The organism is Limnohabitans sp. (genome assembly GCF_023910625.1).
Lineage (GTDB): Bacteria > Pseudomonadota > Gammaproteobacteria > Burkholderiales > Burkholderiaceae_C > Limnohabitans_A.
The window spans coordinates 190,855-210,097 of record NZ_JAAVVW010000002.1 but is presented as its reverse complement, the minus strand read 5'-3'; the positions used below and the strand labels follow the sequence as shown (position 1 = coordinate 210,097).

General features: G+C 58.8%; 18 protein-coding genes and 2 pseudogenes. 4 read left to right on the top strand and 16 right to left on the bottom strand.

The features are described from left to right. From HEQ17_RS01115 to ureA, 3 genes are read right to left on the bottom strand one after another with little or no spacing between them, the layout of a single operon-like run. Window positions 1-330, bottom strand: coding sequence for an urease subunit beta (locus HEQ17_RS01115; protein WP_296290869.1), 330 nt, complete (start codon window positions 328-330; stop codon window positions 1-3). A 7-nt stretch (window positions 331-337) separates the two neighbouring features. Then, a complete protein-coding gene (locus tag HEQ17_RS01110; RefSeq protein ID WP_296290868.1) occupies window positions 338-517 on the bottom strand; it encodes a hypothetical protein in 180 nt (59 codons plus the stop codon). A gap of 17 nt (window positions 518-534) precedes the next feature. Further along, window positions 535-837 (bottom strand): urease subunit gamma, encoded by a 303-nt coding sequence (ureA, locus tag HEQ17_RS01105; RefSeq protein ID WP_296290867.1) that lies wholly within the window; start codon window positions 835-837, stop codon window positions 535-537. Between the two features lie 86 nt (window positions 838-923). Here ureA and HEQ17_RS01100 point away from each other — a divergent pair. Together HEQ17_RS01100 and HEQ17_RS01095 are read left to right on the top strand one after the other, a co-directional pair. Beyond that, window positions 924-1,172: pseudogene (locus HEQ17_RS01100) on the top strand (ABC transporter ATP-binding protein); the annotation flags it as partial. A gap of 249 nt (window positions 1,173-1,421) precedes the next feature. Beyond that, window positions 1,422-2,342 (top strand): annotated as a pseudogene (locus HEQ17_RS01095) (IS256 family transposase); the annotation flags it as partial. Window positions 2,343-2,355: 13 nt separating this feature from the next. Here the strand turns inward: HEQ17_RS01095 and HEQ17_RS15960 are convergent. Then, window positions 2,356-2,736: a tautomerase family protein gene (locus HEQ17_RS15960; protein WP_366938000.1), complete on the bottom strand. Its 381-nt coding sequence runs from the start codon at window positions 2,734-2,736 to the stop codon at window positions 2,356-2,358. 118 nt (window positions 2,737-2,854) lie between these two features. On the opposite strand from HEQ17_RS15960, the gene HEQ17_RS01090 reads away from it, so the two are divergent. After that, the gene (locus HEQ17_RS01090; protein WP_296290866.1) at window positions 2,855-3,733 is read left to right on the top strand and encodes a LysR family transcriptional regulator; all 879 of its coding nucleotides are present in this window, start codon (window positions 2,855-2,857) and stop codon (window positions 3,731-3,733) included. 366 nt (window positions 3,734-4,099) lie between these two features. On the opposite strand, the gene HEQ17_RS01085 is transcribed toward HEQ17_RS01090, so the two are convergent. The 11 genes from HEQ17_RS01085 to HEQ17_RS01035 all read right to left on the bottom strand — a co-directional run bounded on the left by HEQ17_RS01085 (window position 4,100) and on the right by HEQ17_RS01035 (window position 17,986). Beyond that, window positions 4,100-6,124, bottom strand: coding sequence for a hypothetical protein (locus HEQ17_RS01085; protein WP_296290865.1), 2,025 nt, complete (start codon window positions 6,122-6,124; stop codon window positions 4,100-4,102). Window positions 6,125-6,435: 311 nt separating this feature from the next. Further along, a protein-coding gene (locus tag HEQ17_RS01080; protein ID WP_296290864.1) for an IS3 family transposase occupies window positions 6,436-7,631 on the bottom strand; the annotation gives its coding sequence in 2 pieces (ribosomal slippage) (window positions 6,436-7,376 and window positions 7,376-7,631; 1,197 coding nt in all). Window positions 7,632-8,150: 519 nt separating this feature from the next. Further along, window positions 8,151-9,377, bottom strand: coding sequence for a DUF4010 domain-containing protein (locus tag HEQ17_RS01075; RefSeq protein ID WP_296290863.1), 1,227 nt, complete (start codon window positions 9,375-9,377; stop codon window positions 8,151-8,153). Between the two features lie 150 nt (window positions 9,378-9,527). Next, window positions 9,528-10,358, bottom strand: a complete 831-nt coding sequence (locus HEQ17_RS01070) for an urease accessory protein UreD (RefSeq protein ID WP_296290862.1) — start codon at window positions 10,356-10,358, stop codon at window positions 9,528-9,530. 54 nt (window positions 10,359-10,412) lie between these two features. Continuing rightward, complete coding sequence (locus HEQ17_RS01065; RefSeq protein ID WP_296290861.1) at window positions 10,413-11,180, bottom strand: ABC transporter permease; 768 nt, start codon at window positions 11,178-11,180, stop codon at window positions 10,413-10,415. Between the two features lie 13 nt (window positions 11,181-11,193). Then, entirely contained in the window at window positions 11,194-12,012 is an 819-nt protein-coding gene (locus tag HEQ17_RS01060; protein ID WP_296290860.1) for an ABC transporter ATP-binding protein, read from the bottom strand. 160 nt (window positions 12,013-12,172) lie between these two features. Next, window positions 12,173-13,207, bottom strand: a complete 1,035-nt coding sequence (locus HEQ17_RS01055; RefSeq protein WP_296290859.1) for an ABC transporter substrate-binding protein — start codon at window positions 13,205-13,207, stop codon at window positions 12,173-12,175. 242 nt (window positions 13,208-13,449) lie between these two features. Continuing rightward, entirely contained in the window at window positions 13,450-14,391 is a 942-nt protein-coding gene (locus tag HEQ17_RS01050; RefSeq protein ID WP_296290858.1) for a DMT family transporter, read from the bottom strand. Window positions 14,392-14,489: 98 nt separating this feature from the next. Continuing rightward, a complete protein-coding gene (locus HEQ17_RS01045; RefSeq protein WP_296290857.1) occupies window positions 14,490-15,821 on the bottom strand; it encodes a DASH family cryptochrome in 1,332 nt (443 codons plus the stop codon). 3 nt (window positions 15,822-15,824) lie between these two features. Then, entirely contained in the window at window positions 15,825-17,423 is a 1,599-nt protein-coding gene (locus tag HEQ17_RS01040) for a cryptochrome/deoxyribodipyrimidine photo-lyase family protein (RefSeq protein ID WP_296290856.1), read from the bottom strand. Then, complete coding sequence (locus tag HEQ17_RS01035; RefSeq protein ID WP_296290855.1) at window positions 17,420-17,986, bottom strand: hypothetical protein; 567 nt, start codon at window positions 17,984-17,986, stop codon at window positions 17,420-17,422. Before HEQ17_RS01035 ends, HEQ17_RS01040 begins: the two co-directional genes overlap by 4 nt. A gap of 159 nt (window positions 17,987-18,145) precedes the next feature. Here HEQ17_RS01035 and HEQ17_RS01030 point away from each other — a divergent pair, with 159 nt between their 5' ends. Beyond that, the gene (locus HEQ17_RS01030) at window positions 18,146-18,640 is read left to right on the top strand and encodes an Rrf2 family transcriptional regulator (RefSeq protein WP_296290854.1); all 495 of its coding nucleotides are present in this window, start codon (window positions 18,146-18,148) and stop codon (window positions 18,638-18,640) included. Window positions 18,641-18,647: 7 nt separating this feature from the next. Here the strand turns inward: HEQ17_RS01030 and HEQ17_RS01025 are convergent, their stop codons facing one another. Then, window positions 18,648-19,022 (bottom strand): DUF2237 domain-containing protein, encoded by a 375-nt coding sequence (locus HEQ17_RS01025; RefSeq protein WP_296290853.1) that lies wholly within the window; start codon window positions 19,020-19,022, stop codon window positions 18,648-18,650. Between the last annotated feature and the right edge of the window lie 221 nt (window positions 19,023-19,243).

Sequence of the window (19,243 nt, the reverse complement as noted above, 5' to 3'; positions counted from 1 at the left end):
TCAGTTGCCTTGTGTGTTGTGCGCGTCGAGTGCGCCTTGGGTCAGGCCCTGAAAGCCATACACCACACGGTCGCCCGCATAGTCCACCAGTTCCACGGTGCGTTGCTGGCCCGGCTCAAAGCGCACGGCCATGCCCGAGGCGATGTTCAGGCGCATGCCGTGCGCGGCGCTGCGGTCAAAGCGCAGGCCCGCGTTGGTCTCGGCAAAGTGGTAGTGCGAGCCCACTTGGATAGGGCGGTCGCTGGCGTTTTGCACCACCAGCGTGCAGGTGCGGCGGCCCACGTTCAAAGCGTGTTGGCCGGGGTCGATCAGAAATTCACCGGGGATCATGCGGGGCTCACTTGCGACGGCCGATGACCCAGGCGCCCAGTGCCAAAGCAATGACGACTGCAAAACCGAGAACGTCTGTGGCGTGCCAATGGCTACCCCACAGGCCGTGCCCTTCGTGTGCCCAGACGGGGGCGTGCAGGCAGGCGAGCACCAAGGCGGTGGTGGCAGAGGGTGCAAAGGTTTTCATGTCGGGGCGCTCTCAGTTCAAACAATGGGTTGGTGCACGGTCACCAATTTGGTGCCATCGGGGAAGGTGGCTTCGATCTGGATGTCGGGGATCATCTCGGCGATGCCCTCCATCACATCGGCTCGTGTCAAAACCGTGCGGCCTTCGCTCATCAGTTGGGCCACGGTTTTGCCGTCGCGTGCGCCCTCCATGACGGCGGCGCTGATCAGGGCAATGGCTTCGGGGTAGTTGAGCTTAAGACCGCGGGCCTTGCGGCGTTCGGCCAGCAGGCCTGCGGTGAAGATCAGCAGCTTGTCTTTTTCGCGGGGGGTGAGTTCCATATTGGTGCGGGGTGAGCGTCTTGGTGCATTGAATGGCAGGCATCAAGCAAATAGCATGCCCTATTTGAGGGCTTGCATCCTCCAAAATGATAATCAAACAGATGTCGCTCGACATCCAGCCCAGCATCATCAAAGACATTGGCCGCGTGATCCGCCAGCTGGCCGACGTGGGCCTGCAAGGCCAGCGCATGGCGGTGCTGCTGTGCGAGCAGTACTACGACTTTGCCGAAGAACTGGCCGACCAATATTTGGTGATGGAGCGTGGCGAGGTAATCGCACGCGGGCCGGGGAGCGAGATGAAGGAGAAGAACATTCGGCAGTTGGTGGCGATTTGAGCTACTTGCTTGAATAAAGATTTTTTCTGAGTCCATTGACCGTTATGCAGCGGCAGGACTCATCGGACCAAGTGAGCTCGTGGTGAGCTAACGGCCACGAGGAGCCACTCATGACTAGCCAATAGCTAGCGGGGTACTGAGCCGGTCCAGCTTGCCCACAAGCCTGCTCGCCGCCGAAGGGAGGGTGTCCTAAATTTTGTGTAAACGGTCAAATGGCAGGAAACTGCCGAACATCAAGAAAGATGAACCATGACCGTCAGCAACGAATTGATCGACCAGCTGCTCGCTGGCTATAAAAAGCCTGAAGACCTCATCGGCGAGAACGGCCTGCTCAAGCAGCTGACCAAGCGCCTTGTGGAGCGCGCTTTGGAAGCCGAGATGACCGAGCACTTGGGTCACACCAAGAATGCCAGCGTGGCCAACGCCGCTGGCAATGCCCGCAACGGCAAAAGCAAAAAGACCCTCAAAGGCGACTTTGGCGAGCTGCCCATTGATATCCCCCGTGATCGCCACGCCAGCTTTGAGCCGCAGATCGTGCCCAAGCACCAGACGCGCTGGACGGGTTTTGATGACAAGATTTTGTCCCTGTATGCCCGAGGCATGACGGTACGTGAGATTCAGGGGCATCTCCAGGAAATGTATGGCACCGAGGTGTCGCCCACGCTGATCTCATCGGTTACGGATGCCGTCATGGACGAGGTCAAGGCTTGGCAGGCGCGTCCACTGGATGCGCTGTACCCGATCGTTTACCTGGACTGCATCCACGTCAAAACCCGTGACTCAGGCGTGGTGCGCAACAAGGCCGTATATCTGGCCTTGGGCATCAACATGGCTGGCGAGAAGGAAATCCTGGGGCTGTGGATTGCCCAGACCGAAGGGGCCAAGTTCTGGCTGCAGGTGGTCACGGAGCTCAAGAACCGGGGCGTGGCTGACATCTTCATCGCCTGCGTGGATGGCTTGAAGGGCTTTCCCGAGGCAATAGAGGCTGTATATCCGCAAACGGCGGTGCAGCTGTGTCTGGTGCACATGGTGCGCCACAGCCTGAACTATGTGAGCTGGAAGATGCGCAAAGTGGTGGCCGCAGACCTGAAGACCATCTACAGCAGCGCAACTGCGGATGATGCCGTGCTGCGGCTGCAGGAATTCGAAGAAAAATGGGGCGCTGACTACCCGAGCCTGCTAGTCACTTGTCGATGTACGCCCGTCCATTTCCGAGCGACCAGTCGATCGCTCCGTTCTCCACCAGTCCAACCACCAGGTCGTCTTGCGCGAGGCCGATACCGGCTGCCCGCGCTGCCAGGTCTCTGTAGAGCCGTCGCTTTTGAGCATCGGTGTGCCCTGAGAGAAATGTGATCTCAATCACACATGCGTCGGCCGTCCGTTGCACGTCGCCGAAGTTAGGATCGAGGATCAGATGGTCGCGCTCGAAACGCGAGACCAACTGGAACCGGTCGCCTTGCGGCACGTCGCAACACTCGACGAGAGCATCGTGCACTGCGTCGGCCAAGCCGCGCACTTGCTGGGCGCTCAAGTGATCAGGGACCGAAAGGCGGGTTAGAGGCATTAAGTTTGTCCTGTATGGGTGATGCGGAAGTCTAGGCAGCGCAGTAACGCTTGGGAATAGCTCGCGCTGCAACGCCGTTTTGCGGCCAGTGCAAGGGCCAACCGGCTATCATTTGGCGATGGACAACCTCAGCCTCGCCGACTTAACGGTGTTCGCGCGTGCGGCGGCCCTGGGCACCCTGTCTTTGGCGGCTCGCGAAAGGGGCGTGCCGGTGAGCCAAATCTCCCGCGCCGTCGCCCGCGTTGAGAGTGCCTGTGGAGTTCAGCTCTTTCGACGCTCAGCAAGAGGCATCACGCTCACGCCCGACGGTGAGGCTTTTCTAGCCTTTTGCCAGAAAGTACTCGACACCAGGAGCGATCTCGAAGCGGATCTTTCGCGCAGCAGGCGCCTGGTGAGTGGCTGTGTTCGTGTGAATCTGAGTTCAGCGATCGCCCAGCATTGGGTGGCACCATCGCTGCCGCACTTGGCCAAGCGTCACCCACAGCTCGGACTTGACTTGCAGGTTGAGGACGGTCTCGTCGACTTGGCTCGAACGGGCGTCGATATCGCCATTCGCACCGGCAATCCGACGGCCCTGTCGTTGGACGCACGGAAGCTGGGCGAGATCGAGACAGGTCTGTATGCCAGCGAGGCGTACCTCCAGGGTCGCAATATTCCTTGCTCCGCAGATGACCTGATGGAGCACACACTGCTGGCCAATTGTGAGCACCCTGTGCTCAACCGGCTGTGCTTCGCAGACGGACGACATCTGATGGCCAACAGCCGCATACGCGCGAGCAGCACTGGGACACTCGCGCAAATGGCCGCCGAGGGGCTTGGCATCGCGCATTTGCCGGTAAAGATGGGAGAGGCTCAGGTAGGCTCAACTTTGCGGCGTCTTCTCACGCAGGAGTTCCAATCCACGCCGGTACCGGTGTGGGCGCTAATGCTCCCAGAACGTCAACGCCTGCCACGTATACGCGCCTGTTTGGAGCACCTTGTGCAGCTTTTCAAGTGATTCTTGGCGTGATCGAGGTCGCCTGAAGATGATTGGCACGTAGGCACGGTGCGGGTTTTAGTTGAGCCCGCATGGGTTGCGGATCGCGTAAATGTTGGTAACGGACAATCAACTTGGTTATCTTCATGACCGCAACCGGCCAGCAGCGGTCGTACAGGGCTGACGCTGAAGGATCGGTTCAGGCTGATCTGAGCCACTCGGGGTAAGCAGCCTCCACAGCTGTGGCGATCAATACCGGTCATTCAAGAGGGAGTGGCTTCTACGACCGGTCTGACACAGACTGTTCAGGTTCTGCTAGCGCAGTCCCGCGAGCGTAAAAAAAATTGACGCTTGCGCATTGCCAAAAAATCTCAAGTACGCATGGAGTCAAGTCGCGGGCCATATAAATGTTCGCTGGTATTTGGAAAAGAATTTTTCCTTAAGCCATTTGGAATCGCTGATCCAGTCCAGTCTTGCTTGCTGCTTGCGTGAATCTTTTCCCTGTCCATCAGCAAGTATCTTTAGGTGCAAAGCAATTCGATACAGGCGTTGTGCGCTGCGACTGCGCCCCCACTGCTCAATGTAATCGGTGCCGCTGTCATCACTAAAGGGTAGCTGGCGGGATTCAAAGCATTGAACAAGAATACTTCTTCTAACAGCAGCTGATTGATTGGCTTTGACGCCAGCATGATAGTCAAGAAGATTTAATGGTGACTGCGATACCCCGCCATAGCTTCCTGGTGGAACCACAATGACCTCATCTGAAGAAGAATCAGAGATGTCTGGCCATGGGTCTGGGAGCGCCATTAAGAATTGCAGTGCCGGATGGTCTTCTGCGAAGGCTTCAAGCAGCTCGATATCGCCTTCATCGAATGGATCGCGTCCAGTGGCCAATTTCGCAAGGAACATTTCCTGGGAATAAATCCGTAGTGATTGCCCTTGGTGTGCATCGATGAGATTTTGAAGCTCAGCAGCTGACCACCCGACCCTGCCGACGATGATGCACTGATGATCATCATCTGAGAGAGGGTAAAACGTATAGCCCAGTTCTTTTAAAGAGCTCTTGTAAGAAGCCTGTTCCCATGGCCCAGAACCCGAGAGACCCAGCCAACCATTGTTGATGTTGGCATTTTCATAGTCACCTTCTTTGATGAGCCAGGACAGAACCGTTGGATGCAGGAAAGCTGATTTGGTCTCTTCAAACTCCTCGCTCAAGGCGTCAAGTTCACTTTGAATTTCATCATGCTGTTGATCGTGTTCACCTAACTCTTCTAGTTGAGCTTCGAGATCCTTGACTTGATTTCGGAGAGCGAAGTTTTTGTTCTTTGTGTCAATGTGGCTCTTCTCGTCGCGTTTGACTTCCTTCTCTCTTGCGCTCAAGGTTAGCTCGCGTTGATTTAATACACGTTGATCTTTAGTGATTTCCGCCTTGAGTTCGCGAATTTCGGCCAAGCGCTCAGCGTGTTTCTCCTGCTGTGCAATTTGTTTCCGTTGAAGAGCATCTCGGTCGGAAGCCAACTTATCTGCTTCTGCATCTAGCTTATCGACACGACTTTGAAAAACGAAAAGCTCTCGTGCCCAGCTCTCTAACTTGTTAGAACGAACTTGCAGTTCTGAATCGATCGCTTTCAAGTCATCTGACCTAGCCTCCAGGGAGACCTGCTTGCTAGAGAGTAGAGCCTCCCACTCTTGAATTTCACTCTCGCGCTCAGACAATGCCGCATCCGATGCTTTGCGTCTAATCAATTCGGCATCAAGCTGCAGAAGCGATTGTTCGCGTTCAGCAAGAGCTGATTGAAGCTCTTCCAAGCGCTGTTTCTTTTCGTCCAGAGAAAGGTGGGCGTTGTATTGAGCAATCTTTGGCTCAATGCGATGTTTCCACTCTTGTTCGCGTGTGTGAAGGTCGGTTGCCTGCTGTTGAAACTTATGGCGTTCAGATTGCAACTTCTCTGATTTCTCAGCGAGCTTTAATTCTCGGTCTAGAAAAATCCGATCCTTCTCTTGAAATGCAATCTGAGCTGATAGATGTTCGGCAACCTTTTCGTCACGTTCTGAGTTTGCAGCAGCCACATAGGCCTTTGCTTCTTGCAAGGTACTTTGCAAGCTAGCAATGAGCTCAGAATCATTTTTCTGTTGGCTTGCCGCAGAGACTCTTAGGGCTGCAAGAGTAGAAGCACTATTGGCAATCTCTTGTTGCAGTAAGCGGATTTGTTCTGCTGCTTTTCTTAGCGAGACTTTCAGCTCTTCAACTATCTGTCCATGCTTCATTAGTTCGCTTTGCAGCGTGATCCGAATGCCGTTCTGTTCAGCTAATTGGGAACTGAGACGAACAAATTCCTGATTCTTCTCGAGCAACTGCTGCTGCAACTGATTTATCTCATCTTTTCCGAAAAGACCATCCAACAATCCCATTCAGATCACCTATAGCAAAAGTCAGCCGGAAACAGGGCTGAGCATAAAGTGCTCAACTTTGCACTCAAGACCGGACATCAGGCTTTACCGAAATGCTCGTGCGTGCGAGTCCGCTCATTCTCTCAGCTTCTAGCTTGGATTGAAACACTGCCGGCAGTAATCGCTTCAGAGCTGACACTCAGTCTGGCGTAGCGACCGTCTGCACTGGGTCGGTTACTGCCTTAGACTTCTCGCGTAGCTACGACCGCTATCAGCCTCTATGCTCATGTGACTGAACCTGCCCCTGTTTGACGTACCTCTTAGCCGCTTTATTATGCGGCCTTCAATCGCTGTGCCGCGTCCCAGCGTTTCTCAAACTGCATCGGACTGACGTAGCCCAACGTGGAGTGCAACCGCCGGTGGTTGTAGAACGTCAGCCAGTCAATCACCTCATCCATCGCCTGTCTGCGGGTTGCAAACCTCTGCCCGTATAGCCTGCCCACTTTGAGTCGGCCCCACAGACTCTCCGTGGGTGCGTTGTCCCAGCAGTTTCCCTTGCGACTCATGGAGCTTCTCATCTTGTAACCCGCCAGCGTGCCCTGGAACTCATGCCCGCAGTATTGGCTGCCTCGGTCCGAATGGAAGATCAGGCCTGGCGCTGGCTGACGCCGGAACCATGCCATCTTTAACGCGTCTGTCACCAGGCTGCTTTGCATGTGCGGCTGCATGCTCCATCCCACCACCTGGCGGCTGAACAGGTCAATGATAGCTGCCAGGTACAACCAACCCTCGTCCGTGGCGATGTAGGTGATGTCGCCCGTCCAGACCTGGTTGGGCGCTGTCGGGGTGAAGTTGCGTTTGACCAGGTCAGGCGCAATGGGCAGATGGTGTTTGCTATCCGTGGTAACGACAAACTTGCGTTTGCACCTGGCACGGATGCCGTGCAACTGCATCAAGCGGCGTACCCGCTCTTTGCCGACCCGATGCCCACGCGCCACCAATTCCTTCCACATCTTGGGCCAGCCGTATTCCCCTTTGACTTCTGCATGGATGGCGCGCATGTGCGCCAATAGTGCTTCGTCGCTCATGCGTTTGTGAGCACCGGGCTTACTGGGTTTGGGGAACTTCTTGCGTCGGCCATGTTCAAAGTAGCCGCTGGTGCTCACGCCAAGCACTTCGCAGGCCAAGGAGATGGGCCAATGGGCTTTGTTGCTGGCTATCCAGGCGTACTTCACAGTGATTCCCGAGCGAAGTACGCCGTGGCTTTTTTTAGGATGTCGCGCTCCATGGTCACGCGGGCCAATTGCGCTCTAAGGCGGGCCAGCTCCATTTGCTCCGCACTGACAGGCTTATCCCCCGCGCCTTTAAGTTGGCCCTTGGCACTGAGCTTGACCCAGTTGTCCAAGCTTGCTTTGGGGATGCCCAACACTTTGGCTGTGACCGATACCGCCTGTCCGCCTTTGACCAGCCTGACCGCCTCCATCTTGAATTCCAGCGTGTACTTGGCCCGTTTTCTCGTTTCACTCATTTCGTTCTCCTTGAACTGATTTTTAACCATCCGCTAAGCAGTACGTTTTTCGGGGGCAAGGTCAGACAACTATGTGCAGATGGTTTTCCTGTGATGGCTCTCAGGCCCGCAGGATGCGGGTCACGGTTGGGTGGCCAACTGAATATCTGGACATAGTTATTCCGTAGAGTTTCACTGGTGATCCCACTTCAGGAGATCACCATGGGAATCACTCAACTGAACCACCCACCGCTACGTCGAGGCTGATCTTGCGATGACAGAGCGGGCCCTTGCGAGGCTGGAGGAACCCAATACCAATATGAGCCGATACAAAGCTCCCGACTCGCTTATGCAATTCCTTCAGACACTGTAACTATGCGCAGATTTCGCTGGCCCCGCAGTCTCACCGACAGAGGGACCAGTGTCATTCACAAAACAACATCTGCACATAGTTGTCACCTGAGCATAGAGGCTGTTATGTAGATCTCTACATAACAGCCTTCAGCAGACGCTCCTCCAAACCAAGCCCGCTAGCCCAATTCAGACCAACCACAAAACCCCAACTGCGTCCCCCGCCACCATGGCCGCCAATCCCAGTCCGACGGTCAGACCGTAACGAATCCCGCCGCTGGCCATCGCCAGAGCGGTTTTGGCCAGACCGCTGGAGGCGAGAACGGCCACCAGTGCCCAATGCGCCCACTCAGGTGTCATGCCGCCAGACTGAATCAGTTGCGCAATGCTGGCGGCGGCGGCATGCACTTCCACCCAAGCCACACACAGCGCAGCCACCAGCACGCCGACATTGCCAAAAACATGTTGCAGCCAGGCAGCGAGCAAGGACATCAAGGCAATGATGCTGGCCATACCCATGGCATGCGACAGCTTGAAGGCGCGTCCTGTTGGGGTCTCGGCACCATCGCCTTCGATGCGACGCAAGGCGGCTATCACCACCAGCAGCAAGCCCAGACCGGCCAAGGCCAGTGGCCAGCGCATGGCCACCAGCAGGGCCGGTGAGGCAGCCCCCAGCACCCCGGCAAACAACGCCAACGAGGCCAGATTCGCCAATAAGGCGCAAGCTGCTGCGGGCAGTGCATCACTGTGTCCTGCCCGCACGCGCTGACCCGTGCTGACGACCACGGCGGTGGAAGACACAAAACCCGAAAAGAATGCAGCCAGTGGCATGCCCCAACGACCGCCCAGCGCACGCTGCGCCACATGGCCCAACATGCCGACCGCCATGACCAGCACCACAATGCGCCACAGCGTGGTGGGTTGCAGCACGCCCCAGGGGTCCATCGCTTGGTCCGACAGCAGCGGCATGACGACCAGGGCTGCTGCAGCCAGGACCAGGCCGTCTTGCAACTCTTGATCGGTGATCAGAACACGGCTGATGCGCTGCGAAGCTTGCTTGGCATGCAGCAGCGCCGCCGACAGCACACCCAGAGCGGCAGACAGGCTCGGGTTTTGCGCCGCCAGCGCCGACAGCATCAGTGTCACCAGCAATGCCACCTCACCCGTCTGACCAGGATCGGCGCGGGCGGTGGCCTGATAACCCCCGATCACCAGTGCGCCGATCACCAAGACCGTGGCCACAAATGGCCAAGTGCCCAAACTCCAGCTCACATAGCCGAGCACCGCCACCAGCGCGTGCGTCCGGGTGCCAGCCTTGCTCACATGGGGCTGATGCCTGCGCTCGCGCACCACACCGATCAGCAAGCCCACCCCCAGGGCCGTCAGCAAGCCGATCCATTGCAAAGAGGTGTTCATGACAAAACAAACATCATCCGCATCTGACCATGCGGGTCAGCGCTGAACACTGACCCAGATCACGTTCTGATGGAACAAGGCCATGGGTTGTGCGCCTGTGCCCTTCCGAAAGATTCATGCAATCGGGCTTGGGTGCAAGAAACTCAGGGCTTAAACATGCCAAAGCCGAGGGTAAGTGCCCGTCAAAGCCCACATCTCACGCCGCCATGCCGCCCAAACCTGCCGCAGCAACTGCATGGCAGGTTCGGTCACCGGTGCCAGCGCGCGCAGCACGATGACCTGTTTGTGCGGTGAGGTGGCGCCAGCGCTCAGGCGCAGTTCAGACGCTTCGAGCAGTTCGCGGGCGCAAGCCAAAGCCCGTTCGATGCGCTCGTCGGCCATGGCGCTGCCCGACGCCAACACCAGCGTGGCCATGCAGCGTTGGCCTGCCAGCCCCAGTGGGCTGTTCATCAGTCGGCTGTCGGTGGCGTCGATGTTGCCGCGCTCAAGCCACACACCTGGAATCTCCAGGTGTTGGCGAAAGGTGCCTTGCAGATAGGGCAAGTCGGCTGCAGGCAGCCCAAAGGCGGTGATGTCCCAGGCCATCATTTCTGCGCCGGGGGCCAGCTCAAACACGGCGCGGTTGAGGGCATCGCATTGGTTGTAGGCAATCGCTTCCAAAGGCAGCCATTCCAATCGTGCGCCTGATTCAACCCGAGCATGCACCTGTTGTGTGGCCAGCCCGGCCTCAGACCTGTAAAAACGTGTGGCCCCGGGTGTGGTAACCAGACCATGCGCCCCAGAGCCCACGGTGACGCGCATATCCAGCATGTCGCCACCCACCAGGCCACTGGGCGGGTGGACCAGCACGTTGTGGCAGACCGCATCGCCTTCGGGGTAGAGGCTTTGCAAGATGCGCAGCGGCCCGCTGTGCAGGTAACGGGCCACGCTGCGCTGGGCTTCGAGCGTGTAGTCCAAATCCAGTCGGGCCAGCCAAGTCATTGGAGCCGCTTCCTTGGGTTGGCCGACGGCGTCAAACGCAAAACAGCATGTGCTTCACTCGCCCTGCGATCCGCGGTGTGCCCAACCGGTGGTGCGCTTTTCGATGTAGCTGAACAGCTCATACATGATCATGGCCATGGCACCCACCACCACCAAACCCGAAAACGCCAAGCCCATTTGCATGGCCGAACCGGCTGAGATCAGCAGGTAGCCAATGCCTTCGTTTGAGGCGGTCATCTCGGACACGGTGGTCCCCACAAAAGCCAAGGTGATCGCGACTTTGAGCGAGCCGTAAAAGTAGGGCATGGAGCGGGGCAGGCCCACTTTGACCAGCACGTCCCAGCGCTTGGCGCCCAGCACGCGCAGCACGTCTTCCAGCTCAGGCTCCAAAGTGGCCAGACCGGTGGCGATGTTCACCATGATGGGGAAGAAGCTGATGAGGAAAGCCGTGAGGATGGCGGGGCCGATGCCGATGCCGAACCACACCACCAAAATTGGCACAAAGGCCGCTTTGGGCAGGGCGTTGAAGGCGGTCATGAGCGGGTACACGGCGGCATAGGCCAGGCGCGAGCTGCCAATGATGAAGCCCAGCAACACGCCCACCACGATGGCGATGCCAAAGCCCACCATGGTCACCCAATAGGTGCGCCAGGCGTGGCCCGCGATCACGTCGCGGTATTCGATGGTTTGCTGTGCGATGCGTGAGGGGCTGGGAAAGACGAATTCAGACACGTTGAAGGCGCGGCACAGGCCTTCCCAAAGCAGGATGCTCAGCGCCAGCAAGATCCAGGGTGACCAGCTTTCGAGGGATTTCTTGTTCATGTGGGGCTCCCGATTATTGGTTGATGGCCGCACCGGTCTTGCGCATGGCACCGATGTGGCCGCGCAGCTCGTGCACGATGTTGGTGAATTCGGGCGTGTAGGTGATCTCCAGGTCGCGCGGGCGCGGCAGGTCGATTTCTTTTTTCACGACAAAGCGGCCGGGGCTCTTGCTCATCACGTACACCGTGTCGGCCAAAAACACCGATTCGCGCAGATCGTGCGTGACCAAAATGACGTTGAACTTTTGTTCGGTCCACAGGTCGCGCAAGATGCACCAGAGCTCTTCACGGGTGAAGGCGTCGAGCGCGCCAAAGGGCTCGTCGAGCAGCAGCATCTTGGGTTCGTGGATCAGGGCACGGCAGATGCTGGCGCGTTGCTGCATGCCGCCCGACAGTTGCCAGGGAAATTTGTCTTCGTAACCACCCAAGCCCACGGTGTTCAGCAGTTTGCGGGCGCGTTCTGCGTACTCTTCTTTCTTTTGCTTGAAGTTGGAGCGGTAGGGCTCCACGATTTCGAGCGGCAGCAGCACGTTGTCGAGCGTGGTGCGCCAGGGCAAAAGCGACGAGGCCTGAAATGCCATGCCGCTGATTTTGAGCGGACCCGTCACAGGCTGGCCGTCGACCAGGATGCGGCCTTTGCTGGGCATCTTCAGGCCGGTGGTCAGCTTCATGAAGGTGGACTTGCCGCATCCCGAAGGCCCGACGATGGCGATGAACTCTCCCTGCTTGACCTGCAGGTTGATGTCTTCGACAGCGAAGTGGTTTTGCGCCAACAACTCGTCGTTGTAGGCCAGCCAGACATTCTGGAAATCAACGAATGATTCTTGGGTCATGGTGTGAACTCTGAAATGGTGTTCGAAAGTGTATACAAGACATCTCCTTGAAAAGCCCACTGACTGCGGGGAGTTGAAGTGGGCTCAAGCCATGGTGACCATGCACCTGGAGACGGTCCGCTTTGCCTTCAGGCATGACCCTTTGGCAAAGCTTGGGGGCTTATTTTTTGGGCTTGGGTAGGATGTCGAGTTCTTTGGCAGAGGGTAGGAAAGAGCCGTTCCAGATGTCCTCTGCTTTCACGCGTGTCTTGGTGTTGAAAGCATCGGACACTTGCGACGCCATCAGCGAAAGACGGGGGCCGCTCACCTGACCAAAACCTTCGGCTCGGGCTGATGGGCTGTTGATCACGGTGTCGATCGCCAGTTGCAGGCGGCGCGTTTCCAAAGCGGTGTTGATGATGCCATCGCGGGCTTTGACGGTTTCAATGGCTGCTGCCGGGTTGTTCATGACTTCCTTGGCACCTTTGGTAAACGCGCTCAGGAAGGCTTTCACGGCCGCCGGGTTTTCTTTCAGGATCTTGGGCGTGGCAATGATGGCGTTGCCATAAAGCTTGACGCCAAAGTCGGGGTACTGCATGACCACGATGTCTTCGGCCTTGACCCCACGCGCTTCGATGTTGAGCAGCGAGGTGAAGGTGAAGCCGGTGATGGCGTCCACATCACCGCGCACCAACATGGTTTCACGCAGGGGTGGGTCCATGGCGGTCCAGGTCACGTTGCCGATGTTGTTGGCTTTCTGGAAGATGGGGAACGCGCGGCGACCTGCGTCAAACACGGGTGCGCCCATCTTCTTGCCTGCCAGGTCGGCAGGGTTCTTGATGCCCGACTTTTTCAAAGCCATCACCGACGCGGGTGTGTTGTTGTAGACCATCATGATGGCCACAGGCTTGTTGGGTGCGTCGGGGTTGTTGGCGTGGAATTCCATCAGGGCGGCCAGGTCGGCAAAACCCAGGTCGTAAGTGCCCGAAGCCACGCGGGTGACCGCGCCGCCAGAGCCGTTGCCCGAGTCCACTGTCACGTCGAGCTTGGCATCTTTGAAATAGCCCTTGGCTGCGGGCACCAGGAAGAAGGCCGATGGGCCTTCAAAACGCCAGTCAAGTTGGAACTTGATGGGGGTGGTTTGCGCGTGTGCAGAGCCAAATGCTGCGGCGGCAGCCAATGCGGCGGTGGCCTTGATGAGGAAACGCTTGTTCATGGGGACTCCAGGTTCAAATAAACGGTGACTCGTGATTAGCAAAATCAGTGCCATTATCAAGCAACCGTCGGGCGGCGTGTTTCAGCTTGTTCGCTTGCAAATTCCCATTTCTGGTGCAATCGAGGGTCGGGTGGCACCAATAAGGTTCTCCACCGATGGCACTCCATTTTTGTGTTCTTGACTGTATACACATTGAATGTTGGCGTGATTGGTGAAAACCCTGTCTGCACACACCGCATGGCCTAAACCGATTTGACCCTGACTGCGCCGATCACCCCCATCACCAAGAGTGCAATGCCCGCCACGGTCAGGGGTTCGGGCCACTGGCCACGCAACCAGAAGGTGTAGCCTGAAGCGGCCAGGGTTTCAAACACGATGAGCTGGCCCGCCAGTGCGGTGGGCAGGCGTTGGCTGGCGGCGTTCCAGCACAGGGTGCCCAGCCATGAAGCGAACAGGCCGATGGCCACCATGAGGCCGACAAATTCCAGCGGCCGAGGCCCGAAAGGCATGGTCAGCGGATGTTGCGTGGCGCTTGCCCAAACCCAGTAGGCGGCATAGCCCAGCACGGCCAGGGGCAAAGTGGCGACCCCTTGCGCTGTGGCCCACACGCGGGGGTTGCGATCGGGGTGGCCGCGCAACCAGTCGGCATTTTTAAGGGGGTACCAGGTCCAGCAAACCACCGCACCCACGGCCAACGCAGCCCCGGTGATGTAGCGGTCGGTGTCGGCCTGCGGGTTTTGCAGCAAGGCGGCCCATTCCACATGGTTGACACAGGCGATGCCGAGCAAGATCAGCGCCAAAGGCGGGGCTAATTTGAGCCACGAAAAGCGACCGTCGCGCTGGTGGTTGAGCAAGTTGGCCGCCACAGCAATCACCACGGGCAACGTGCCGATGATCATGGTGGGCAGCGCGCCGCCTGCACGCTGGATGGCGCTGGACAGGAACAGGTAATACAGCACGTTGCCAATGGCGGCCAGCTTGAGCGCGGTCAGCCAGTCGGCGCGTGACAGGCGCTTGATTTCGGCGCGGTCGACAAATGCCAAGGGCAGGGCGATCAGACCAAAAGCCAGGTAGCGACCAAAGGTGTGCAGCGCGGCGGGGTATTCGGGCAGCATGAGTGGGCCGACAAACACCAAGCCCCACATGAGACCCGCGGCCAAAGCGAACAGGATGCCGCTCAGCATGCTGTGGCTCTGAACGGGCGGTGACCCAGGGCGCAGTGCGCTGTGAGAAATGTCATGGTGCGCATTATCCTTGCGCCCGCGGTGTCATGTTGCCCGTCTCAGGGCGAAAGCCAGGCCTTTTGAAACCGGCCTTGCGCGTCGTGGTCTTGCGCTTGCTTGACGGGGTTGAAGCGCCTGCCCACCCGCGGGTCGGTGCCTCGGCCGCTGACGTACAGCCAGTTGCCTTGGTTGCTGCTCACGTCAAAGTCCACCAGCTGCGATTCGAACCAGGCCGCGCCTGCGCGCCAGTCGCAAGACAGGTCGTGCACCAAAAAGCTTGCCACGATCTGCCGCATGCGGTTGGAAGTGAAGCCGGTGGCGGCCAGCTCGCGCATGCCCGCGTCCACGATGGGCTCGCCGGTTTGGCCTTGGCACCAGCGCTGGAAGTCCTTGGGGAAGTGAGAGGGTTTGGGCAAGTTGGACAAGCCCCGTGCCGCATAAAGTTGCGGACCGTGCTGCAGGTGCAGCATGCGAAAGTTGTCGCGCCACAGCAGCTCAAACCACAACCAGTAAGTGCCGTCGTTGCTGCCGTGCGTTTGCTCGTAGGCGTGGCGTTCTGCCCAAATGCGGCGGGCCGACAGCGCACCCGTGGCCAGCCATGGTGACCAGTAGCTGCTGGTGTGCTGGCCTTGCAGGGCATTGCGGGTTTGTTTGTAGCGGTCGGGCCAGGGCGGCGTGAGGTAGCTTTGCAGGTGGACCAGGGCGCTGGTTTCGCCGCCCCGGTAGGCGGCTTGTGTGTACGGAAAGTTAGATCTCGCGTGAGCATCGCCTTCGGTGTGGGCTTGCAGCAGCGTGAAGGCTTTGTCGGTCCAACCGGGCAAGCTGGCCCATTCGGTAGAGGGCTCATTTGGAGGTGCAGGCAGCGCTGTGGGTGCGGGCAGCGGTGCCAAGGGCTTGAGCCGCTTTGACTCGATGCGCTGGCGAAACTCGGTGAAGACCTGCGGCATGTCTTCTGCTGCAAAGGGCAGGGCGTCGGGTTCGATCAGGCTGGATTGCCACAGGGTTTTGACGCTGAGGCCTGCGTTGATCAGGGCCTGGACTTGCGCTTTTTCTTCGGGCGCGGCGACGTCTTCGCAAAAGATGGTGTCGGCTTGTACCAGGCGAGCGCAGGCGGGCAGCACATCGGCCACGGGGCCATGCAGCAACACCAGGCGCTGGCCCAAAGCAGCCAAGGCGTTTTGCAAGTCTTGCAGCGTGTCGGCCACAAAACGCCTGCGGTGCACGCCCATGCGGCGAAAGCCCCAGGCGGTCGGCTCGTCTTGCACGGGTTCGTGCACATAGACCAGCAGCAGGGCTTGCTGGTGCGCTTGGGCATGATCGATGGCTTGCTGGAGTGCGCGTTGGTCGTGCAGGCGCAAGTCGTTGCGAAACCAGAAAAGGGTGGTGGGCATGGTTTAGAAGTCAAAGCCCAACTGCTTGCTGGTTGGGGTGTTGTCTGAAGAGGACTTGGCCGACTTCCTGCGGCCGGTCTTGGGGGAGTCCGAGTCGCGGTTGAACACGTCTCGCTGCTGGCCAGTGCCATGTTTGCGCGAAGCGTGTTTGTCGACGATGGCTTTTTTGCCCGCTTTCACACCGGGTTCGGCCCGGCGCGCGTGCAGCGCGGCTTTAGACTGGCGTGTGGCCTCGGCCAAATCCACCACGGGCAGGGGAATGTCGGCATCCGGCCCGCTGCCCACCGACAGACCGCTGTGGCGTTGCACTTCAGGCGGCATGAGCCAAGGCTCGAACAACCAGGTGTCGGGCACGCGCCGCATGTGGGGCAGCCAGCGCCGCACAAAGATGCCTTTGGGGTCGTGGTCTTGTGCTTGTTTGATCGGGTTGTAAACCCGCGTGGTGTTGATGCCGGTGGTGCCCGACTGCATTTGCAGCTGGCTCCAGTGGATGCCGGGTTCGTAGTCCAAAAACTGTGTGGCCAGCCAATGGCCTACCGGCCGCCAATCGAGCCACAGCGGGTAAGCCGCCACCGACACCAGCATGGCCCGCATTCGAAAGTTGAGCCAGCCGGTTTCATAAAGCATGACCACACACGCGTCCACCATGGGCCAGCCGGTGCGGGCTGAAGTGAGGGCCGCAAAGTGCGCGTCGTTCCAACCGTCTTCGCGCAGGCCGTCGTAACCCCGGTGCATGTTGCGCCACTCGATTTCAGGCTCGCTTTCGAGCTTTTGGATGAAGTGGCAATGCCAATACAAACGGCTGATGAAGCCGACCAGCCCGGCGCGGTGCCGGCTGGCTTGCAGGGGCAGGGCGTCGAGCGCAGCGCGGGTGCTTTGCACCACTTCGCGCATGCTGATGCAGCCATAGGCCAAATAGGTCGAGATGCGCGAACACGCGGTTGGCGATGACAGTGGCGAAGAGATACCGCCCCGATAAGACAAGGCCCGTGCATCCAGAAAACTGTGCAAGGTCTCCAGCCCCAAACGGCGGCCACCGCGCTGGCGCTGAGCAGGGTTGTGCTGCAAGCCGGGTGGTGCGCGCATGCTTTCGGGGCCATGGTTTTCAGGTGGCGCAAAAAATTGCAGCGCGGGCAAGGCCGCTTGCGGCTCGGCCATGTGCGCTTCCCAGCGGGCTTGCCAGGTGTTGCGGCTTTTGAGGCGACGCACCACGCCAAACTGCGGCAACTCGGTCCAGTCCACACCCGCACTGCGGCACCAAGCGCCCACTTGCAGGTCGCGCTCGTAGGTGAAGGCGTTGCCGGTTTCTTCGTGCGCTACCAATTCGGCAAACGGCGCTTGCGCATGCAGTGCAGCCAGCACCTGCACCGCAGGCCCCACGCGCACCTGCAGGCTTGCGCCCAGTGACAGCAGGTCGTGGTGCAGCTCGGTCAAAGATTCGCGCACAAATTCGAAGTGTTGCAAGGCCGCATCGGGCTGTGCCCACAGCGCCGGTTCAACGATGTACAGGCAAAGCAAGGGCCCTTGGGCCGCAGCGTGGGCGAGCGCTGCGTGGTCGTGCAGGCGCAAGTCGCGTTTGAACCAAACCACGCGGTACGTCATGGCCGTTGTTCTGCTCTAAGCGCAACCGGTCCCAGCGCGTCAGGCCACGGTCCGTAACGCGCTGGATCGATGGGGACGCAATGCAGCAGCACCTGCGGCAGGTCTGGCGCTTGCAGGCGCAGGTAGCGGCGCACGAAGTCGGCGTTGTGCCACGGGGCGGTGGAGCCGCTCCAAACGGCTTTGTCTTGCACACGCCACTGGCCGCCCTGCCAGTGCAGAACCACCAGCGCGGGCTTGAGCGTCTCAAAGGCCACTTCGGCCACGCTCCAGGCACCCCATTGGTAAAGCTGCAACCAGCGTGCACTTTGCGAGTCGGGCAGGCTGTGTTGCTGGATCACCGGCAACACCGCCAGGGCGGTGGGGCTGTTGGCGGGCAGAGCGGGCAAGGCGCTGCAATCGCGCTGCCATGTCAGCGCCTGTTCAGCGACCCAGCCGCGCAGGTCAAAGTGGTGGCCATTGACCTGCAGCAAACCGCGACCGTCCATCTGCACCCAGTCCACATGGCTGTCCACCACCCCCCAACTGGTGACCAAGGCCAGTGCGGCAGCCACATGGCGCTTCATGCGGTGCTGCCCTTGCAAGACACAGCAGTCAAACCCGTTGTCGGCGTTTTTTGCCGTGAGGTATCAGACATATCCGGACACTCGAAATGATTTTTGGGTAATTGGGGTTGTTTTGTGACTGATTGGTCATAGAATATCCCATCGTTAACGGAGAAGCACATGATCCAGAAGAAAACCGTCAAAGCTCTTGACATCGCTGTGTTCATCACGTCTCGCTCGGTGGTCAAGCCTGTGACCACGGAGGAGATTGCAAAAGGCCTGTCTTTGTCTTCTTCCTACACCGAATCCATCCTCAAGGAGCTGCGTGAGTCTGGTTTGATCCGCGCGCACCGTGGTCCGGGCGGCGGTTACCAAATTCGTGGCAATCCCGAAGACATCAGCTTGTGGGATGTGGTCAAGCATTTCGAAGAGGTACACGTCTTTGACCAGCTTTACGCCGACCCTGAGCACCCGATGAAAGCCCTGGAGTCGGGCATTCAGAGCAATATGCAGGCCTTGTTACAAGCGCAAACGCTGTCGGATGTGGCGGTGCCCTTTATGCCCCGGTATGCCCAGGTCACCTCGATGATGGGCCAGTTCCGCCTCAAGCCGCTGCCCCCGCCTGTCATGCCCCGTGCACCCAATTCGGTGTTTCAGCTCAGCATGATGATGTGAGCCACTGTCAGTGGGGCACCCAGGCAAATTCGCGCAGTTGTTCCAGGGTCACGTATTGCAGGGCTTTTTGGTGCGTGCTTTCAAGCACCACATGAGGCGCGAACCCGGCCTGAAAAGCCTCCAGCCACCGCATGGCACACAAACACCAGCGGTCTCCGGCTTTCAGTCCTGCAAAGCGATGTTCGGGACGTGGAGTCATCAAGTCATTGCCACGAGAGCGTGAAAAATTCAGGAACTCTGGCGTGACTTTGGCGCAGATCACGTGCGTGCCCGTGTCTTCTTCACTGGTATTGCAGCAACCGTCCCTGAAGTAGCCCGTGAGGGGGTCGTAGGAGCAGGGAATCAATTCGCCGCCAAGAACGTTCAAGCTGGAGCGAGTCATGGGTATTCAAATGCCTGTGATGAAAGGTGGCGTATTGTGTGTGAGTCTGGCCGACCTGCCTGCCACCCGCAGGCAAAACCAATCCGAGCATGAGGGTTTTGTGGGCTGCCGCCCCCAAAACAGATCGAAAGACAGATGGTCAAGCCGGTTCCCGAGGCCTAGCATGGGCGCGTGAAGACCAGACCTGAACACTCTCCATCCCAATTGCGCCTTGAGCACCC

Bases quoted from the DNA above. Each gene is read 5' to 3' on its own strand.
- HEQ17_RS01050 (WP_296290858.1), bottom strand. From the start codon at position 14,391: ATGCTGAGCGGCATCCTGTTCGCTTTGGCCGCGGGTCTCATGTGGGGC.
- HEQ17_RS01075 (WP_296290863.1), bottom strand. From the start codon at position 9,377: ATGAACACCTCTTTGCAATGGATCGGCTTGCTGACGGCCCTGGGGGTG.
- HEQ17_RS01060 (WP_296290860.1), bottom strand. From the start codon at position 12,012: ATGACCCAAGAATCATTCGTTGATTTCCAGAATGTCTGGCTGGCCTAC.
- HEQ17_RS01070 (WP_296290862.1), bottom strand. From the start codon at position 10,358: ATGACTTGGCTGGCCCGACTGGATTTGGACTACACGCTCGAAGCCCAG.
- HEQ17_RS01065 (WP_296290861.1), bottom strand. From the start codon at position 11,180: ATGAACAAGAAATCCCTCGAAAGCTGGTCACCCTGGATCTTGCTGGCG.
- HEQ17_RS01025 (WP_296290853.1), bottom strand. From the start codon at position 19,022: ATGACTCGCTCCAGCTTGAACGTTCTTGGCGGCGAATTGATTCCCTGC.
- HEQ17_RS01045 (WP_296290857.1), bottom strand. From the start codon at position 15,821: ATGCCCACCACCCTTTTCTGGTTTCGCAACGACTTGCGCCTGCACGAC.
- HEQ17_RS01110 (WP_296290868.1), bottom strand. From the start codon at position 517: ATGAAAACCTTTGCACCCTCTGCCACCACCGCCTTGGTGCTCGCCTGC.
- HEQ17_RS01085 (WP_296290865.1), bottom strand. From the start codon at position 6,124: ATGGGATTGTTGGATGGTCTTTTCGGAAAAGATGAGATAAATCAGTTG.
- ureA (WP_296290867.1), bottom strand. From the start codon at position 837: ATGGAACTCACCCCCCGCGAAAAAGACAAGCTGCTGATCTTCACCGCA.
- HEQ17_RS01040 (WP_296290856.1), bottom strand. From the start codon at position 17,423: ATGACGTACCGCGTGGTTTGGTTCAAACGCGACTTGCGCCTGCACGAC.
- HEQ17_RS01115 (WP_296290869.1), bottom strand. From the start codon at position 330: ATGATCCCCGGTGAATTTCTGATCGACCCCGGCCAACACGCTTTGAAC.
- HEQ17_RS01030 (WP_296290854.1), top strand. From the start codon at position 18,146: ATGATCCAGAAGAAAACCGTCAAAGCTCTTGACATCGCTGTGTTCATC.
- HEQ17_RS01055 (WP_296290859.1), bottom strand. From the start codon at position 13,207: ATGAACAAGCGTTTCCTCATCAAGGCCACCGCCGCATTGGCTGCCGCC.
- HEQ17_RS01035 (WP_296290855.1), bottom strand. From the start codon at position 17,986: ATGAAGCGCCATGTGGCTGCCGCACTGGCCTTGGTCACCAGTTGGGGG.
- HEQ17_RS15960 (WP_366938000.1), bottom strand. From the start codon at position 2,736: ATGCCTCTAACCCGCCTTTCGGTCCCTGATCACTTGAGCGCCCAGCAA.
- HEQ17_RS01090 (WP_296290866.1), top strand. From the start codon at position 2,855: ATGGACAACCTCAGCCTCGCCGACTTAACGGTGTTCGCGCGTGCGGCG.